The 17,343-nt window shown below is 53.4% G+C and carries 15 protein-coding genes; 7 read left to right on the top strand and 8 right to left on the bottom strand.

The features are described 5' to 3' along the window. Positions 1-33: 33 nt before the first annotated feature. From NeNHUV3_RS08435 to arfB, 4 genes are all read left to right on the top strand, one after another. Complete coding sequence (locus NeNHUV3_RS08435) at positions 34-1,410, top strand: MFS transporter (RefSeq protein WP_391480884.1); 1,377 nt, start codon at positions 34-36, stop codon at positions 1,408-1,410. Further along, positions 1,394-2,314 carry a penicillin-insensitive murein endopeptidase gene (gene mepA, locus NeNHUV3_RS08430; RefSeq protein ID WP_391480883.1) on the top strand — a complete coding sequence of 307 codons (921 nt, stop codon included), beginning with the start codon at positions 1,394-1,396 and terminating at the stop codon, positions 2,312-2,314. Before NeNHUV3_RS08435 ends, mepA begins: the two co-directional genes overlap by 17 nt. Before the next feature lie 111 nt (positions 2,315-2,425). Next, positions 2,426-3,058 carry a queuosine precursor transporter gene (locus NeNHUV3_RS08425; RefSeq protein ID WP_391480882.1) on the top strand — a complete coding sequence of 211 codons (633 nt, stop codon included), beginning with the start codon at positions 2,426-2,428 and terminating at the stop codon, positions 3,056-3,058. A 264-nt stretch (positions 3,059-3,322) separates the two neighbouring features. Then, the gene (arfB, locus tag NeNHUV3_RS08420) at positions 3,323-3,742 is read left to right on the top strand and encodes an alternative ribosome rescue aminoacyl-tRNA hydrolase ArfB (protein WP_370726433.1); all 420 of its coding nucleotides are present in this window, start codon (positions 3,323-3,325) and stop codon (positions 3,740-3,742) included. Here arfB and pncB read toward each other — a convergent pair. Together pncB and pncA are read right to left on the bottom strand one after the other, a co-directional pair. Next, positions 3,739-5,031, bottom strand: a complete 1,293-nt coding sequence (gene pncB, locus NeNHUV3_RS08415) for a nicotinate phosphoribosyltransferase (protein ID WP_391480881.1) — start codon at positions 5,029-5,031, stop codon at positions 3,739-3,741. The genes arfB and pncB overlap by 4 nt on opposite strands. Then, positions 5,024-5,683, bottom strand: a complete 660-nt coding sequence (pncA, locus tag NeNHUV3_RS08410; protein WP_391480880.1) for a bifunctional nicotinamidase/pyrazinamidase — start codon at positions 5,681-5,683, stop codon at positions 5,024-5,026. The genes pncB and pncA overlap by 8 nt, the downstream gene beginning before the upstream one ends. A gap of 96 nt (positions 5,684-5,779) precedes the next feature. Between pncA and NeNHUV3_RS08405 the strand changes: the two genes are divergently transcribed. Continuing rightward, entirely contained in the window at positions 5,780-6,694 is a 915-nt protein-coding gene (locus tag NeNHUV3_RS08405) for a rhodanese-related sulfurtransferase (RefSeq protein ID WP_391480879.1), read from the top strand. Here the strand turns inward: NeNHUV3_RS08405 and NeNHUV3_RS08400 are convergent. The 5 genes from NeNHUV3_RS08400 to NeNHUV3_RS08380 form a co-directional block, all read right to left on the bottom strand. Continuing rightward, on the bottom strand, positions 6,681-8,366 hold the full coding sequence (locus NeNHUV3_RS08400; protein ID WP_391480878.1) for an SARP family transcriptional regulator: 1,686 nt from the start codon (positions 8,364-8,366) through the stop codon (positions 6,681-6,683). The two genes, NeNHUV3_RS08405 and NeNHUV3_RS08400, sit on opposite strands and share 14 nt — an antisense overlap. 159 nt (positions 8,367-8,525) lie before the next feature. Further along, on the bottom strand, positions 8,526-9,299 hold the full coding sequence (locus NeNHUV3_RS08395) for an IclR family transcriptional regulator (protein ID WP_391480877.1): 774 nt from the start codon (positions 9,297-9,299) through the stop codon (positions 8,526-8,528). Between the two features lie 8 nt (positions 9,300-9,307). Continuing rightward, a complete protein-coding gene (locus NeNHUV3_RS08390; protein WP_391480876.1) occupies positions 9,308-10,666 on the bottom strand; it encodes a TRAP transporter large permease in 1,359 nt (452 codons plus the stop codon). Then, positions 10,666-11,334: a TRAP transporter small permease gene (locus tag NeNHUV3_RS08385; protein WP_391480875.1), complete on the bottom strand. Its 669-nt coding sequence runs from the start codon at positions 11,332-11,334 to the stop codon at positions 10,666-10,668. Before NeNHUV3_RS08385 ends, NeNHUV3_RS08390 begins: the two co-directional genes overlap by 1 nt. Before the next feature lie 183 nt (positions 11,335-11,517). Further along, entirely contained in the window at positions 11,518-12,750 is a 1,233-nt protein-coding gene (locus tag NeNHUV3_RS08380; protein WP_391480874.1) for a TRAP transporter substrate-binding protein, read from the bottom strand. Positions 12,751-12,860: 110 nt separating this feature from the next. On the opposite strand from NeNHUV3_RS08380, the gene NeNHUV3_RS08375 reads away from it, so the two are divergent. After that, positions 12,861-14,453 (top strand): GMC family oxidoreductase, encoded by a 1,593-nt coding sequence (locus NeNHUV3_RS08375; RefSeq protein WP_391480873.1) that lies wholly within the window; start codon positions 12,861-12,863, stop codon positions 14,451-14,453. A gap of 58 nt (positions 14,454-14,511) precedes the next feature. On the opposite strand, the gene NeNHUV3_RS08370 is transcribed toward NeNHUV3_RS08375, so the two are convergent. Beyond that, the gene (locus tag NeNHUV3_RS08370; protein WP_391480872.1) at positions 14,512-16,191 is read right to left on the bottom strand and encodes a DUF2793 domain-containing protein; all 1,680 of its coding nucleotides are present in this window, start codon (positions 16,189-16,191) and stop codon (positions 14,512-14,514) included. 160 nt (positions 16,192-16,351) lie between these two features. On the opposite strand from NeNHUV3_RS08370, the gene NeNHUV3_RS08365 reads away from it, so the two are divergent. Next, entirely contained in the window at positions 16,352-17,287 is a 936-nt protein-coding gene (locus NeNHUV3_RS08365) for a mannose-1-phosphate guanylyltransferase (protein ID WP_391480871.1), read from the top strand. The last annotated feature ends 56 nt before the right edge of the window (positions 17,288-17,343 follow it).

Below are 17,343 nucleotides of genomic sequence, written 5' to 3'. Positions count from 1 at the left end.
TCTTTGCGATACATCTGCGGAATGGGCGGGCCTATGGCAAACACCGAATTGAAGAAGCGCGTTTGGGGCTGGATGGCTTTTGACTGGGCCGCTCAGCCCTTCTACACCCTTGGCTGGACCTTCATTTTTGCACCGTATTTTGCAGTGGTCGCCACGCAATACTTCATGGGAACGGGACTTGATGAAGCAACCGCTGATGCGCAATCCCAAGCGCTTTGGTCTTGGGGACAAACTGCCACAGGCCTGCTAATTGCCATCACTGCGCCGTTCATTGGCGCCTACGCCGACAGCTCTGGCCGGCGCATACCCTATGTGGTTGGATTTTCAATTTTGTTCGTGCTCTCCGCGTGCTTCATGTGGGTCTTGCAACCTGACGGCACGGGGCTTTATTTGGCTTTGGCAATGTTTTGTGTGGCGTTCATTGCCGCCGAATTTGCGCTTATCTTCACCAATGCATTGCTGCCAAGTCTTGGGCCAAGCGACGAAGTTGGCAAGATCAGTGGCGCAGGGTTGGCCATTGGCTATGCCGGTGGTGTGGTCTCACTTGTGATCATGCTGCTCTTTTTTGCCGAGGGCGATACTGGCAAAACATTCATTGGTCTCGATCCGATCTTGGGTCTTGATGCTGATGCCCGCGAAGGGACCAGATCCGTTGGGCCGTTCACAGCCCTTTGGTTTGCGCTGTTTATGATCCCATTCTTTTTGTGGGTTCGCGAGGACACGTCACAACATCAGAAAACTTCTGTTTCTGCCGCCTTGAGTGAGCTGCGCTTGTCTTTTGGGTCAATCGTAAAAAGGCGTAGTCTTGCATGCTATCTCGGCTCGTCCATGTTCTATCGCGACGCGCTTAACGGCCTTTACAGCTTTGGTGGCGTCTACGCGGCATTGGTGCTTGACTGGTCCATCACAATGATCGGCGTGTTTGGCATCACAGGCGCATTGGCCGCGACATTATTCACCTATGTGGGCGGTGTGTGCGACAAACGATTTGGTCCAAAACCTGTCATCATCTTTTGCATTTTCGCGCTCGTTTCAGTCTGCATCAGCTTGGTTGCCATGTCCCGCGAGATGTTCTTCGGGATCCCCCTGCCCCAAGGCAGCGCAGTCCCCGACATTGTTATGTATATCTGCGGCGCGGTTATTGGTGGTGCGGGCGGCGCGCTGCAGGGGGCAAGTCGATCGCTGATGGTGCGCCACGCCGACCCTGAACGCCCAACCGAAGCATTCGGCTTTTTCGCCCTGTCCGGCAAGGCAACGGCATTTCTGGCCCCTGCATTGATCGGCATCACAACGACGATTACCAACTCTCCGCGTCTCGGCATCGCGCCCGTCGTGGGGTTGTTCCTTCTGGGGCTTATCTTGCTAAGGTGGGTTAATCCGAAAGGGGAAGTGTATGAGACGAGTACTTAGCGCTATTGCCGCAACAACGTTTTTAGCTACCTGTGGGGCAAGCGCCGACCGCGATATTTCAGGCGCACAAATAAAGCGGCCAACCCTGACACAGGCCGAGCGCACCACACTTGCCAAAGTGCAATTCGGAGCGGCGAAAACGCCCGCAGCCATGACCCCCCAAGCGATCGGCGGATACGCAAAAGGGTGTTTAGCAGGTGCCGAGGCATTGGCCGAAACAGGGCCAACATGGCAAGCAATGCGCCTGTCGCGCGGTCGAAACTGGGCGCATCCCGACACCATTGATTATGTTCAAAAGCTATCACGCTTTGCCGCTACCCAACCGGGTTGGCAGGGTCTTTACATCGGCGATATGGCGCAGCCCCGTGGTGGCCCAATGCTTACGGGGCATCGCAGTCACCAAACGGGCCTTGGCATTGATGTCTGGATGCTTCCGCCCCAGCGGTTGAACCTCACAGCCTCAGAGCGGGAAAATATATCATCAATCTCTACGCGGCGCGCGCGGGGCGCCTATACCAACGACAACTGGACGCCTGCGCATATGAACATCCTGCGGGCTGCGGCAAAAGATGACCGCACTGCACGGATTTTTGTCTTTCCAGGTGCAAAAGTCGCCATGTGTGATGCTGAAACCGGTGACAAATCGTGGCTCAATAAAATTCGGCCTTGGTGGGGTCACCACTATCATTTTCACGTCCGCTTAAACTGTCCCAAAGGTGACACCGCGTGCGTTAGTCAGCCGGCACCGCCTAAGGGCGACGGTTGCGATGACGCGCGCAAATGGGTCCGCGACATCCTTGATCCACCGCCCCCTGATCCCAACGCACCGCCGCCTAAGAAACGACGCGAATTAACGCTGAACGATCTGCCCGCGCAATGCACCGCGGTCCTGCGCGCGGACTAGCGGACATTTAGGTTTTTCTTGCAAGGTTTGCGCAACGCGCCTAAACGCGGCGTGTCCATCGCGCACGCGCTTGGGCCGAGTCTCCGCAACCTTGTAAAACGGATCTACATTATGCAACGTTCTTACCTGCCAGGCATTCTGGCTATGGCCGCTGTCGTGGTCGCTTCAAATATTCTTGTACAATTTCTTCTCGGCGAATGGCTAACTTGGGGTGCTTTCACCTACCCCATCGCCTTTCTCGTCACCGACCTAATGAACCGCCTTTATGGCCCAAGCGCCGCGCGCCGCGTGGTGTTTGCAGGCTTTGTCGTTGGCGTCATTTGCTCACTTATTGGCACGCAAGTAATGCTAGAGTTCGGCCCTGCCGTGACCCTGCGCATCGCACTTGGATCAGGTACAGCTTTCTTGGTAGCACAATTACTTGATGTCGCGATCTTTGACCGCCTGCGCAATGGCACATGGTGGCGGGCGCCATTGGCATCGACTGTGATTGGATCATCCATTGATACGGCGCTGTTTTTCACCATCGCATTTTCGGCAAGCCTGTCGTTCATTGAGACTGCCAACGATGTATCATGGGCCGGTGAAGTTTTGCCGATCTTGGGCGTCGGTGCACCTGCCCCGCTTTGGGTCTCGCTGGCCGTAGCTGACTGGATGGTGAAGCTATCGCTCGCCTTGATTGCGCTTATCCCGTTTCGGCTGCTTGTCGCTAGCTTCGGCAAAGGACCGCAAAAAACTGTTTGAGATTTTCGATAGCTGTGCAAACATTCAGTTATCGGAAACAAAATGGAAGGAGGTGATCCAGTGATCAGAGAAGCATTGGAGACAGGTAACGGGACAATTCGGGAGGCGCGCCTCTAACGGCAGACCTTAGGGCGATAGCCCCGAAGTGGGACCAGCGCGACGCTGGTATCTAACCTACCCACCTCCTTGATCTCGAAAGGGCCGCTCACCAATTGGGCGGCCCTTTTTACTTTTACAACAAGACCCGAACTGGCCGCGTTTATCATGATGATTAGCAACAAAATCACCCTGCAGGATTGGGAGTTGACCGAGAGCTTTACGCGCTCGTCCGGACCGGGCGGGCAAAATGTGAACAAAGTTGCAACGGCGGTTGAGTTGCGTTTTGAGGCGGCCCGTTCGCCCAATCTTGCGCCACCTGTCAAGGCACGGCTAAAGCGGCTCGCAGGTCAAAAGTGGACGACCGAAGGTGCCATCGTGATCCGCGCAGAAGAAACCAGATCACAGGCTCGCAACCGCGAGATTGCCCGTGAACGCCTACGTGATCTGATCCGAAAAGCGCTTGAAACGCCAAAAAAACGCGTTGCAACAAAGCCCACTTGGGGCAGTCAGAAACGTAGGCTTGCCGCCAAAAAGAACCGTGGCGAGGTGAAGTCTTTGCGCGGTAAAGTTAGCACTGATGATTAAACTTCGACGCTCTGCGCGACTTGCTCGCCTACGTTGAACACACGTTTATACCGCGCGATTTCATTCGCTGGGCCCATCGCCTTGTTGGGGTTATCTGACAGCTTCACGGTGGGCTGGCCGTTGGCCTCAACCGCTTTGCAAACCATCGAGAACGGCGCAAGCCGATCACCGTCAGTCAAGCCTCGGAAGTCGTTGGTCAAAAGCGTACCCCACCCGAACGAGACGCGACAGCGCCCGTCAAACTGTTTGGCCAATTGCACAATTTTATCTTCATTCAGACCATCGCTAAAGATGATCAGCTTTTTGGTTGGGTCCTCTCCGCGCTCTGTCCACCACGCAATCGCAGTCTCGGCGGCCGTTGCGGGATCACCGCTGTCCACGCGAATACCCGTCCACCCCGCAAGCCAATCAGGAGCACGGTCAAGGAACCCTTGCGTGCCGTATGTGTCAGGCAGGATCACACGTAAATTACCTTCGTGCTCGTCATGCCAATCGGACAAAACCTGATAAGGCGCTTGGGCCAATTCTTCGTCCGTTTGAGCAAGCGCAGAATAAACCATTGGCAATTCATGCGCGTTGGTCCCAATCGCCTCAAGGTCCCGGTTCTTGGCAATCAAACAGTTCGATGTTCCCAGAAATGAATTACCCAGCCCTTCGGTCATCGCCTGTACACACCAATCCTGCCACAAAAATGAATGACGGCGGCGCGTGCCAAAATCAGCAATCATCAGGTTGTCTACTGTGCGCAATTTTTCAATTTTGCCCCACAGCTTAGTCATGGCGCGGGCATAAAGGACCTGCAATTCAAAGCGACCCATCTCGCCCAAAACCGCGCGCCCGCGCAGCTCCATCAACACAGACAAAGCGGGGATTTCCCACAACATGACCTCTGGCCATGACCCCTCAAAGGTCAATTCATACTGATCACCGATTCGTTCAAGATGGTATTCTGGCAGCGTGAGGTTTTCAAACCAATCCATGAAATCAGGGCGAAACATCTGGCGCTTGCCGTAGAAAGTATTGCCGCGCATCCATGTGCTTTCACCGCGCGTCAAAGACAGACTACGAATGTGGTCAAGCTGCTCGCGCAACTCCCCTTCGTCGATCAACTTTGCAAGCGGCACATCCTGTGAACGGTTGATCAAACTAAACCGCACTTGGGTGTCCGGCTTGTTGCGGAACACGGACTGGCACATAAGCAACTTGTAAAAGTCGGTATCAATCAGCGATCGAACGATAGGGTCAATCTTCCATTTGTGGTTCCAAACCCGCGTCGCAATATCAACCATCGATCTGCACTCCCGCCTCTTTCATCCCCGCAAGGGCCGCCGCAAGTGAGCCATCCAAATCAATACCACGGCACAGATCAAGATCAACACGCACATCAAACCCAAGCCGTGCCGCATCAACTGCAGAAAAATTGACGCAAAAATCTGTCGCTAAACCAACCATTATCAGCTTCTGAATGCCGCGTGTGCGCAGGTATCCCTCAAGGCCCGTTGGCGTTGTTTTGTCGTTCTCAAAAAATGCCGAATAACTGTCGATAAGTGGGTTGGTACCCTTGCGAATGATCATATCAGCGCGCGCCTCATTGAGGTCTGCATGAAACGCACCCCCACGGCTGGCCTGAACGCAGTGATCCGGCCACAAAACTTGCGCGCCATAGGGCATCTCAATCAGGTCATAAGGCGCACGTCCGTCGTGACTGCTGGCAAACGATGAGTGCCCTGCGGGATGCCAATCTTGGGTCAACGCAACGCACGAAAACTCGTCCATCACAGCGTTAATTCCTGCAACGATAGCCTCGCCATCTGGCACGGCCAAAGCCCCGCCTGAACAAAAATCGTTCTGCACATCAATCACGATGAGCGCTTCATTCGGCGCGCGCGTCACAGGCAATCCTTCCCATTCATACTTAAGGATAATGGGTAAAAGGCCCATCCGGCCCCGTCAATGCCAAGCCTCCTTGAAAGCCACCATTGCCCGTACCCAATGGCATACTTGCGCGATGTCAGCCTTAGGCGTAAATGCAGCTTTATGTATACGATTGCTGCACTCTACCACTTCACCCGCTTTGCCGATCACCAAGCCCTGCAAGCGCCCCTTAAATCCGCATGTGACACAAACGGGATCATGGGCACGCTGTTGTTGGCCCCCGAAGGGATTAACGGCACAATTGCAGGCTCGCGCAGCGGTATCGACAACATCATCGCATACCTCAAAACATTGCCCGGCTGCGCCGATCTTGAATGGAAAGCATCTACATCCCAAGACGCTCCGTTCGGACGCATGCGCGTGCGTCTCAAACGTGAAATCGTCACGATGGGCCAACCAAACGTGGATCCAAAAGCCCATGTTGGCCACTATGTTGCACCGCAAGACTGGAACGAATTGATCGAGCGCGACGACGTAGCGGTCATTGATACACGCAACGATTATGAAGTGGGCATCGGCACATTCAAAGGCGCAATTGACCCGGAAACGACCAGCTTTGGCGAATTTCCTGCGTGGTGGGAGGCCAACAAGGACCGCTTCCACAACAAGAAAATTGCCATGTTCTGTACAGGCGGTATCCGCTGCGAGAAATCGACAAACTATTTGATGAGCCAAGGGGTAGACGATGTGTTTCACCTCAAGGGCGGCATCTTGAAATACCTCGAGGAAGTGCCTGAGGAACAGAGCACCTGGGAAGGCTCGTGCTTTGTATTCGACGGCCGCGTATCCGTTGAGCACGGGCTGCGTGAAGGCCCCCACGAGATGTGTCACGCCTGCCGCAAGCCTGTTTTGCCAGAAGACAAAACCCGCACCGAATGGGAAGAAGGCGTTTCTTGCCACCAGTGCATTGGTGAGACCTCGGAAGACGATAAAACCCGTTTCCGTGAACGCCAAAAACAGATCCGCTTAGCCCGCGAACGTGGGACAAATCACATGGGCGTCCTCAGCGTTGAGTAACTCCTGCGGCTAAGAGGCCATCAATAAAATGCCGCCCGCCTTCCGTATCAAGACCGGGATAACGTGCATCACGTAGGGCCTTTATTGAAAAGTCCGGCTCGATTTGGCGAAGCTGCAGAAGATAGGCCGCGGCCTCATCAAGTTTGCCAAGATGCGCGTAGCTTGAGACCAAAACCCTCAGAATTGAGTTGAACGATGGCCGCTCGCGCAGGGCCATTTCACCCGCCTCAACAGCCACTTGATGCTCGCTTGAAAAGCACGCCGTAATCGCGCGCGTGGTCTGAAAATAATAACGCTGTGGGCTGTGCGCGGCCAACTCACACGCCCAGTTGGCCATGCGCAGCGCCCGCACTGGCGTCCCTGTATAGGCGTTTAACATTGCGTAAAGATCCCATGCCAACGGGTACGTCGGATTTAATCGCAACGCCCTTTCAAATTGCTCCGCGGCCGCGTTATGCTCGCCAAATAGATAGCTTCGGACGTAAGCACACAAAGTCGCGACAAGACAGTTGTCAGGTCCAAGCGCCAGCGCTGCATCCGCATGGTACTGTGACGCTTCGATCAAAATAACGTCTTCGGCTTGGAACCTTTGCCCTACCCGAAACGTCATCAGAAACGACAATAAAGCATGGGCCTGCGCCGTAGGTTTGCGTGTGATCTCAGCGCGCAATGTTGCCTCAGCCGCGTCAATATCCGTGGCGCTTAAATCCAGCATTCGCGCTAAGGCGCGGACGTGGATAAGGCTGTCCCCATCAGGGTCACTTGCCGACAGCAAGTGGTTTTGAGCTGCATCAACCGTGCCTGCGATCAACGGAAACAAAAAATGCGACATGCTGCTAGCTGTACTTGAGGTAATATGCGTCTCAGACGACCAAAATGGCAACGGCTGACGTCCTTGAACAAGGGCGAGTGTCACCGTTTGATTACCATCCGCGCCGTTCAGATAAACGCCAATGCATAAATCAGCCTCCATCTGTTGTGGGCCAATAACAGGTAAATCCCCAGACCAGAATGCACTGGCGGGCAAGTAAGGCTCAATCACCTCATAATCACCAAGGTCCGCGAAGGACTTTGCCAAGAGGCGGTAAATTTCTGGGATCAAGCGATTTATCTGCGGGCAAGGATAGGCCACGCTTGGCGGTAAAAGCGCGATACGCACGTTCAACGCGGCTTTCGGTGTAACACGTGGCCGGACCGTAGGAAGTGCAATGACCGGAAATTCGCTTGATGGTTGAAGCCTCAGCGAGGCCTGATCCAGTGCACCAAATAATTCAAACTTACGCGCCCACGCACTACGCTCGCCGTTTAGCCATGCCATGTAGAGATCATCTGCAAGATCAATACTTGCCATCAAATTACTGGGGTGGAACTCGGCGGTTGCTGCAAGGCTCTGATCATCCAAAGCGCGCTGATGGTCAAAAATAACATGATCAGTATTGATCGAAACAGTATTTTTATCTGTATGAAAATAGTGATTAACCGTCGGTCCAATTGCCCGTCGCAACTCAAGAAGCACTTGCCTTAAGCTGGCGGAACTTTGCACGTTCGATTTTCCCGGCCACAGCTTTTCACGCAACCAACGGCGCGAACGCGCGCCGTGCGGTGCCAGGGCAAGCATACCCAGCATCGCCTGTGCCTTCTTAGATTTCGGAGTGACATCTTTCCCGTTCAAGAACCGCAGCGAAACGGTTCCAAAAAGATAAAGATTCAACGATAAAATTTGCTTACTCAAAACATACTACAAAGGGGTGGCGAATACGATCGCCCTCCAAAACCATTAATAAACTTTGCTTACCTTAACGTCAAAGTTTCAAATAGATAGTAAGCAAATTTATTCCGTTAATAATTCTTCAAGCTGACCCGCTGCTGCGCGCAATGGTTCAAGCTGCTCTTGCAAGCGCGCCAATCCACCGCGTTGGATGGGGGCGTGCAAGGATAGTGTCGAAACGAGGCGGCCTTGCGGGCCACGGATCGCGACAGCAATTGCCGCCATCCCGTCCATGAACTCTTGATCATCAGTTGCGAAACCACGTTTTGCAGTCAGCAAAAGCTCTTTTTTCAACGCGTCAGCCGTGACAAGCGTGCGGTCCGTGCACTTTTCAAGTGGATAAGACTTCAACAATCGGTCAAGCTTTCCCGCGTAAAGCGATGACAGATACATCTTGCCGCTAGCTGTACAGTGGAAAGGTACTTGGCTGCCGGCAGGCAACTGAATGCGCAACGGCCAATGGGTTTCTACGCGGTCAAGGTAGACCATCCCATCGCGATCGGGCAGCGCAATATTGCACGTCTCGCCCACTTCTTCGGCAAGCTGCCCAAGTACCCGCAACCGCTCTGTACGCACGCGCTGAGACGACAGCGTTCCAAGCGCCAAGCTGCGCAGGCGCGGCCCCGGCCCGTAAGAACGCCCATCAATATCACTTTGCAAAAACCCTTCAGCAACAGCTGTTTGGATAAGCCGATGGACCGTCGGTTTGGGAAGGCCAAGGCTTTCACCAATGACCGACGGCGTGATCGGCACCCCGGCACTCACCACAGCCTCCAGCAGCAAAAGGAGCCGGAGGTTTGTAGGAATTTGCCCGTTATGGGATGCGTCGTCTGGCATTTAACCTCTTAGCGGTCCGGCAGTAGGAACAGCGCAAGGTCAGGCGTCAACGCGACGATGATCCAAACACTGATCAATGCGACCAAGTAGGGAACCGTGTACCGAAGTAGACGGAAATACGGAACCCCCGTCACACCGGACGCCACGTATAAGTTCAAGCCATAAGGCGGCGTGATGAACCCAATGGATGCACCTACCAAGAAAATGACCGAGAAGTGCACCGGATCAATCCCGACAGACGCCGCGATAGGCGCCAAAATCGGGGCCAGAATGATCGTCACGGGAAGCGACTCAAGGATCATGCCTGAAAAGAAGACGATGATCATTGATGTGAACAAAACTGCGTAATAGCCGCCCATTCCGGTCACAAAATCACCGATAACTTCTTTTGCACCTAGGTCAGATAGTTGCTGCTGCATCACCACGGACACCGCAATAAGAGGCGCAAGGATACCCGTAATTTGCGCCGAGCGCGTCACGATTTTTGGCACTTGAAGCAGCGTGAAGCCTTCCACGACAAACATCGATCCAATGCTTTTGTCAGCAACCGGCATGTCTTTGTCTGAGCCCATTACCTTATTAAGCGGGAAGCAGATCATGCCAACGATAATACAAAAACCAACGGTGACACCGGCTGCCTCAGTGGGTGAAAACTTACCTGTGTAGATCCCCCAAAGCACCAGACCAATTGCGAAGAAACCAAGCCACGCGCCAATCGCTGTTTTCAAAACACGCATGAAAGACAGCCGGATCAAAATACCCCAACCGTTGATTGTGCAGATGATGAAACACGCCAGCATCATGGCCAGCACCATCAACGCACCCGGCACAATGCCCGCAATAAACAGGTCTGAGATCGGCAGGTTCATCAAGAAACCATAGACGATGAAAATGATCGACGGCGGGATGATGATGCCCACTGTGCCGCCCGCCGCTGCGGTGGCTGCCGAGAAGCGTTCGTCATAACCGCCTTTTACCATCTCAGGGTGCAGCATAGAGCCGATGGTCGCCGTGGTCGCAGAGTTTGAGCCTGAGATCGCCGCGAACAAACCACACGCGCCAATCGCGGCCATCGCCAACCCGCCTCTGAGCCAGCCAAGACAGGCATAGGCAAAATCGGATAACCGCCGCGCAATACCCGACTGGTTGATCAGGTCACCCGTCAGGATGAAAAGTGGCATGGCCAACAACGCGAAGCCTTTGTTGAACACATTGAGCAACTCATTACCCGCGTTATCAAGTTGGAGACCCGTGACAAAACTACAGCCAACAACCCAATAGAATATCACCAACAAGACGGGCACACCCATCATGAACAAGAACGTCACAGCCATCGAAATAAGCGTAATCCAGCTTCCATCAGTCATCACGCATCTCCCCCGATAACAGCTTGTTTGATCAGCTGATTGCCTGATCTGTAGTTTTTCCAGTCCTCCAGCCAATTACCAATCACGCGGCCAGACATCAGGGTAAAGGCGAATGGCACAGTTAAGATATACCACCACTGCATGACGTTGTCGGTTCCGAACACAATCTGAAAGTTAGCCGCCGAATTGGCCGTCACGCGCAGTGTCGTCGTGATGACAACCCAGCAAAACCCAAGCCACAAAATAGCGTCAACACTAAGCGCCGCCATCTGACCCGTTGGAGAAAGCTTTGTGCGGAATTCACTAAATGACAGGTGCGTGCGCAGCTTAACGTTATAAGAACATCCGAACCACGCCATGACCATAAACAGCAGCGGCGGAATGGTTGTGGACCACGGGACCTGGCTTGAAAAAACGAACCGGTCGATGACGCCCCAAAAGATAATTCCGGCAATGATCAGGTAAGTGACTACCGTCACGCCACGTTCAAGCTGACGCTCGAGAAAGGGGACGGTCTTATAAATAAAATGAACAAGAAACCCGCCGCAGACGGTTACGAACAGCATCAGAAGCCACATGCCGTCGGTGCGAAACGCGGTTTTCATCTCAAATGAATCTTGTGAAAGAATAGCGGAAATAATGTTGCCCGCTTCGGTCCAGATGGACATGCTGGAACCCCCCTATTTGGTAGTGAATAATACACCGTGCTGCGTGGCGCAGCCTTCGGCCCCCGTGCATTTAGTATATCTGACCAAGGGAATATGCACCGTTTGGTACACCTCTCCTACCCCCTCGGTCAGAAAAGCCGGCCCACAAAATGCAGGCCGGCCAAACTTTCGTCCGAGGCTAAATTAGCCTTTCCACCAACGACGTGGCTCAACGTTTTCTGGCTTCATATCTTCGTCGACTTCGCGCGCGATGTCGTAGATTTCTTGATATGTATCAAGGCCACCGGCCCAACCGTTGAGGCGCTCACGCCACTGTTCCCACAACTGTGGTTGGAACTCGGGTGAACACATTTCTTCGGCTTTGCGGCGTTCTTCTTTGCTCAGGAATGCGTTGCGAACATTGTTTTCCGCAAAGATTGTGCCTGGCAAGATCGGATCAGATTGACCAACTGTTTTGACCAGTGCCGCTTCGTTTGCTGCCTGAACGTGTGTTTGCGCCCAGTATGAAGACTCGTTCACCGCGTCTTGCAGCTCACCACCAAGGCCATCAAATACTGACGCGCTCATGGCTGTGTGCTCTGTGCCGCAGAAGAAGTTCAAGTGAACCGACTGTGAAACAACGGGTGCCATGTTGGCGTACGCCACCGCAGATGCCCATGTTTCAGCACCGTCGATGAGACCTTGCTTCAGACCATCAAGCGTTTCTTCCCATGCAACCGGCACTGGGTTCAGGTTAAGCGCCTGCATCGCGATACGGCCAAGCTGTGTGCCTGTTACGCGGTTTTTGGTGCCAAACAGTTGCTCAATGCTGGTGACAGTTGGTTTATCTTGCCATTTCAGGCCCAGTTGGATGCCGCGTAATTCGGCGTGGCTGAACAAGAACTTCAGGCCGTGACGCTTTTCATATGGGTCACGTAGAAGCTGTTGTGATTTGGGGTGGTACAGGAAGTGATACTGCGACGCACGACCCGGGAACATAAATGCATAGTCCAAAACGTTAAGGTACGGCGCGCCACCTGCTGAGTTCTGCGTAGACGCCGCATAGATGTCGACGATGCCCTGCTGGGTTTTCTCAACGCATGATGTCTGACCACAGATCTGGTTGTCGCCGATGAATTCAACACGAATCTCACCATCGGTACGTGCTTCAAGATCACGCGCAAATTCCAACGCGCCTGCGCGCTCGATCAAAAGGTTGCGCGCATTGAAGCCCGCAGCACCAAATTTCAGCGTATGTTTCGCCGGCTTGGAGAAGCGCTTTTCATATGTTGATTCCGCCGCACTTGCCAAGTTTGCAAGGCTCATTGCGCCGCCAAACGACCCCGCCGCAAGCAGCGTCGAACTCATCCCGTAGCGACCTGCCACTTTGAACAAATCACGACGTGAAATTTTGCTTAAATTGTCACTGGTACCCATGTTTTCCTCCCATATGGTCCATTATTGAGACTTTTTGTATCAAAAAAGCCTAGCGCGGAGTTTTGTTTTTGCATAGTCTTTTTTTCAACCGCTTCTAGGAGGACGCTGCATTGGACGCAGATTTTATCATTGTTGGTGCTGGTTCAGCAGGCTGTGTGCTCGCCAACCGGCTTAGTGAGGACCCAAATAATAAGGTTGTTTTGCTTGAGGCAGGCGGTCGCGATTGGAACCCGTGGATCCACGTTCCGGTTGGCTATTTCAAAACGATGCATAACCCGTCGGTCGATTGGTGCTACCGAACAGAACCCGATCCGGGCCTAAACGGACGTTCAATTGACTGGCCCCGCGGCAAAGTGCTTGGAGGATCATCCTCACTCAACGGTCTTCTCTATGTGCGCGGCCAAGCAGAGGATTACGACCGCTGGCGTCAAATGGGCAACGAAGGGTGGGGCTGGGACGAAGTGCTTCCCCTCTTCAAAAAGTCAGAAGCAAATGAACGCGGCGCAGATGAATTTCACGGCGATGATGGCGGATTGTCTGTGTCAAACATGCGCATCCAACGACCCATTTGCGATGCATGGGTCGCCGCCGCACAAGCGGCCGGCTACAAATTTAACCCAGATTATAATGGTGCCAACCAAGAAGGCGTCAGCTACTTTCAGCTTACTACACGCAACGGTAGACGATGCAGTTCCGCAGTAGCTTTCTTGAACCCTGCACGTAAGCGGCCAAACCTGAAAATCATTACAAACGCCCAAGTGCAGCGTGTTGTTCTGGACGGCAAAAAAGCGACGGGCGTGACCTACCTTGATAAGTCAGGGCAGGAGCACACCGTGAACGCACGACGCGATATTGTGCTGTCCTCAGGTGCGATCAACTCACCCCAGCTTTTGATGCTGTCGGGCATTGGTGACACAGATCAGCTTACAGAAAACGGCATCACCCCTTTGCATAAACTCGACGGCGTCGGCAAAGGCCTTCAAGATCACTTACAGGCTCGTTTGGTATTTAAATGCAAGGAGCCAACGCTGAACGACGAGGTTCGTAGCCTCGTAAACCAAGCCAAAATTGCAGCGAAATATGCGCTGTTCCGCTCGGGCCCGATGACGATGGCCGCAAGTTTGGCGACTGGCTTTTTCAAAACGCGCCCCGACGTTGGTACGCCAGATGTGCAGTTCCATGTTCAACCGTGGTCCGCGGACAGCCCCGGCGAAGGGGTGCATCCATTCTCCGCCTTCACAATGTCTGTGTGTCAGTTACGCCCTGAATCGCGCGGTGAGATTCGTCTAAACGGACCCAATCCGATGGATTATCCGAAAATTATTCCCAACTACCTTTCAACAGAAAACGATTGCCGCACAATTGTTGAGGGCGTCAACATTGCCCGCCGCATCGGTAAGCACGCGCCGTTGGACTCAAAAATTTCTGAGGAGTTTCGGCCAACAAAAGACCTCGCCATGGACGATTATGAGGGGACGTTGGATTGGGTGCGCAATCACACCGCATCAATCTATCATCCGACTGGCACCTGTAAAATGGGCCAAGGCACCGATGCAGTTGTGGATAGCAAACTTAAGGTGCACGGAATTGAAGGCCTACGTGTCGCGGATTGCTCGATCATGCCAGAGATCGTTTCCGGTAACACCAACGCGCCCGCGATTATGATCGGGGAAAAATGTGCGCAAATGATGCTACAGGGTTAAGAACGAACGAGGCGTCTGACACGATGTGTAACGCCTCGCTCAATTACTTTTGAAACGGCTAAATGCGCACCACTGAAACCGAAGGCACTGCATACACCAGTTCGTTCGTCCCACTCTCACATGACGGCACACGTACGGTCAGCTCTTTTGACGCATTACGCTCAAGGTGGCTCAAGGCTGCCTCGCGCATATAAATGTCCGCGAACCATACAGAATGATTAGGTCCAGTGTCAGGAAATCCGTTGGCGCCGCCGCTGATATTTGATGAATTTACACCAATAATTAATTGCACAGAGGCAGTCCCCGGCGCGAACTGCATGGGTGTATTTTGACCACTCAGGTCAGTGCCGCCAATGTAAGAGCTAACACGAAACCACGTATTCGTTTCGCTTGGAACAACGTCAGAAATACAGGCTCTTGCCGTTATGCCACCGCTAGAATTTGCGAGCTTTGTTCCAATGGGCCATGTTCCATCAGGCTGATCTGGAGAGCCCAGCGCCGCTGGCCAAGGCGCAAGCAAACTGATCCGGTTGTTCGACTTATCGACGCCCGCCACATCAAAAAGGCCTTGCTGAACCAACCGGCTATACCCTTCGTACAAACGTCCATTTGCAGTACGGTAGCCAAATATAATTACACCTAAGTCCTCAGCGGCATCGCTAGTGTCATTCCAACCGCTAGCGTCACTGACTTCAATCACCTTATCACCGACGGCCAAAGGCGCCGTAAGCTCAGATAAGCTATCAATACCCGCGCTTTGATAGCGCATATGATGGTGCGCCTCGATCAGTGCGCCGTCGCTATCAAAACAATTGAACGCAACACTCTGCTGATGCCGCTCAGCAGCGCTGAACGCTGACCAATCCCCAACTGCGATATCCTGACAGACCGCAACCCCAACTTCATAACACGCGTTGGCATTCAACTGGATGCGGTCAGGCAGCTCAACCCAACTAGTGTACCCAGACAACCGCCAACTGCCCCGCGTATCAGGCCCCATGCTTTCGTCAAATGTGGCAGACAACAGCGAATTTATATCAGGCCCCAACTCACCGGCGCCGTTCAAAATTAGATTAGCGTCCCGCGCACCGTTGCCCGCTAAACCGGACGGAAAACTCACCTGCCCCGAGGCGTTTGAGGCTGTTATCGCAGAACGGAAATTGCCTCCATCGTTGCTGACTTTGATAGTGAAGTCGTCATTCGCCACAGTTCCAAGTTCCGCGCGGCCACCCCAATTTGTTTGGAACAATACACTCGCAGTATCCTGCTCAGACGCCTTGTTGATTTTGAGCTGATGGCCGTTGCCATCATGGTTAAACAGTGCCGCCTTACTTGAGAGTGCCAATCGGTTCACCTCATCAGCCATCGCATTCACACCAAGTGTGGCGTGATTGCGTGTGACTACATCATGCCAAGCAGCGCCATCCCACACAAGCAGTGTGTTCTGCGCGGCAGCCCACACACGCCACCCTATTTGCGGCGTGAAAAACACCCAACCTTCCCCATCAAGTTGCGCGATACTGCCACCGTGCCCTGCCCAATCAGCAAGGGCTGGCTCAGCAACAATAAAGCGAGCATCTGCACTTGCATCTTGTGGTGGCTGCGCAAGCGAAGCGTCCGAAACGCTGAGCTGCACAAGCGTATCAAGTGTCCGGATGCTATCATTATGAGTAAGGTGCTTTTGCGCCTGAGATGACTGAATATACGGCAGATCAAGAAGTGGTGAACGTGTGGTCATGATGGCTCCAAACAAGGCAAACTAAGGGTGCATGCACTTTGTTCCGCGGCGCTTAACCTGCGCTTAACCATCCGCGCGCTAACGCCTTAAATGACGCAACATCCTTGGATATCTAGAGGCAGACCTGCCAAAAGGTAGACAGGCAAACGGATGACTTACTATGAATGATATTTACCCAGTTTTACTTTGCGGCGGCTCCGGAACACGCTTGTGGCCTTTATCGCGCAAAAGTTATCCAAAGCAATTTGCGTCTCTGATTGGCGATAAAACGCTTTTTCAGGCTTCAGCCCTGCGCGTGTCTGGACAAAATGATCATGGGCTTGAATGGCGCAAGCCAATCGTCGTTACCAATTCCGATTTCCGATTTATTGTGACGGAGCAACTCTCAGAAGTTGCCATTGATCCCGGAACCATTTTGATTGAGCCAGATGGCAAAAACACGGCACCCGCGATCCTCGCTGCGGCCCTACATGTGGCACAAACGGATCCCGACGCTGTGCTATTGATCGCGCCTTCTGATCACCTAATCCCTGATGTCAGCGCGTTCCAACAGGCTATTAGCACGGGGTTAGCAGCCGTGAAAAATGGTCAGATAGTGACATTCGGGATCACGCCGACCCATGCTGAAACAGCCTATGGGTATCTTGAGCTTGCGACACCATCCGTTAACGATAATCCATGCGCACTGGCTCGCTTTGTTGAGAAACCGTCAGCAGACATAGCCGCGGAGATGCTGGCTGCTGGCAATTATCTGTGGAACGCTGGTATCTTCCTCGTGGCGGCAAAAGACGTGATTGCAGCCTGCACAACCCACGCAGAGGCGCTTTTGGCGCCCGTAAAACGCGCCGTTGAAAAGGCAATTGTGGACTTGGGGTTCTTGAGGCTAGCGCCCGATGAATGGACAAAGGTCAAAGATATTTCGATCGACTACGCCGTAATGGAGCATGCAACGAACTTGTCTGTCGTGCCCTTTGGCGAAGCATGGTCCGACTTGGGGGGGTGGGATGCTGTTTGGCGAGAGCACACCCCAGATGCAAATGGCGTCGTAAGCGGAGCAAACACCACCGCGATCGAATGTTTGAGTATTTCAGCGTAAGTAGTAGGCGCGAAAAAGATGGGTGCTCTATGTGCCCCAAAACAAAATGGCGCAGC

It is taken from the genome of Nereida sp. NH-UV-3, assembly GCF_042939535.1.
Lineage (GTDB): Bacteria > Pseudomonadota > Alphaproteobacteria > Rhodobacterales > Rhodobacteraceae > Nereida > Nereida ignava.
Note: the sequence above shows the minus strand (reverse complement) of the source record. Positions and strands in the feature narration are given on the sequence as shown.

Coding starts and splice junctions, on each gene's coding strand:
- NeNHUV3_RS08435 (WP_391480884.1), top strand. CDS start 34: ATGGCAAACACCGAATTGAAGAAGCGCGTTTGGGGCTGGATGGCTTTT.
- mepA (WP_391480883.1), top strand. CDS start 1,394: ATGAGACGAGTACTTAGCGCTATTGCCGCAACAACGTTTTTAGCTACC.
- NeNHUV3_RS08425 (WP_391480882.1), top strand. CDS start 2,426: ATGCAACGTTCTTACCTGCCAGGCATTCTGGCTATGGCCGCTGTCGTG.
- arfB (WP_370726433.1), top strand. CDS start 3,323: ATGATGATTAGCAACAAAATCACCCTGCAGGATTGGGAGTTGACCGAG.
- pncB (WP_391480881.1), bottom strand. CDS start 5,031: ATGGTTGATATTGCGACGCGGGTTTGGAACCACAAATGGAAGATTGAC.
- pncA (WP_391480880.1), bottom strand. CDS start 5,683: ATGGGCCTTTTACCCATTATCCTTAAGTATGAATGGGAAGGATTGCCT.
- NeNHUV3_RS08405 (WP_391480879.1), top strand. CDS start 5,780: ATGTATACGATTGCTGCACTCTACCACTTCACCCGCTTTGCCGATCAC.
- NeNHUV3_RS08395 (WP_391480877.1), bottom strand. CDS start 9,299: ATGCCAGACGACGCATCCCATAACGGGCAAATTCCTACAAACCTCCGG.
- NeNHUV3_RS08390 (WP_391480876.1), bottom strand. CDS start 10,666: ATGACTGATGGAAGCTGGATTACGCTTATTTCGATGGCTGTGACGTTC.
- NeNHUV3_RS08385 (WP_391480875.1), bottom strand. CDS start 11,334: ATGTCCATCTGGACCGAAGCGGGCAACATTATTTCCGCTATTCTTTCA.
- NeNHUV3_RS08380 (WP_391480874.1), bottom strand. CDS start 12,750: ATGGGTACCAGTGACAATTTAAGCAAAATTTCACGTCGTGATTTGTTC.
- NeNHUV3_RS08370 (WP_391480872.1), bottom strand. CDS start 16,191: ATGACCACACGTTCACCACTTCTTGATCTGCCGTATATTCAGTCATCT.
- NeNHUV3_RS08365 (WP_391480871.1), top strand. CDS start 16,352: ATGAATGATATTTACCCAGTTTTACTTTGCGGCGGCTCCGGAACACGC.